Here is a 366-nt window from a genome sequence, read left to right as displayed (position 1 = left end):
TGAAGGCGGCATTGGCCTATTATGCCAGCCTCGGGATCGCGGTCGAGCGCGTCATGACCGACAATGGTCCCTGCTACACATCAAAGCCATTCGGCCAAGCTTGTCGCGACAACGGCCTCAAGCACGTTCGCACCAGACCATATACGCCTAAAACCAACGGAAAGGCCGAACGCTTCATCCAGACCGCCCTCAGAGAGTGGGCCTACGCCGTCGCCTATCCCAACTCGGACATGCGCGCCGCCGAACTGCCACGATGGCTTCATCGCTACAATTGGCACAGGCCTCACGGAAGTCTAAACTCAAAACCACCAATCACTAGGCTCGCTCTTACCCAGGACAACCTGTTGAGGCTCCACATCTAGTCGC

At 57.7% G+C, this 366-nt stretch carries 1 protein-coding gene; it reads left to right on the top strand.

Going from position 1 to position 366, the window contains the following annotated elements; translation table 11 throughout:
- Positions 1 to 362: integrase core domain-containing protein (locus K6M89_RS30720; RefSeq protein WP_222141873.1), on the top strand; the 362-nt coding region annotated here is incomplete at its 5' end.
- Positions 363 to 366 lie beyond the last annotated feature (4 nt).

Origin of the sequence: Rhizobium croatiense (genome assembly GCF_019793465.1) — a bacterium.
Taxonomy (GTDB): domain Bacteria; phylum Pseudomonadota; class Alphaproteobacteria; order Rhizobiales; family Rhizobiaceae; genus Rhizobium; species Rhizobium croatiense.
This window is presented reverse-complemented; position numbering and strand designations above follow the sequence as displayed.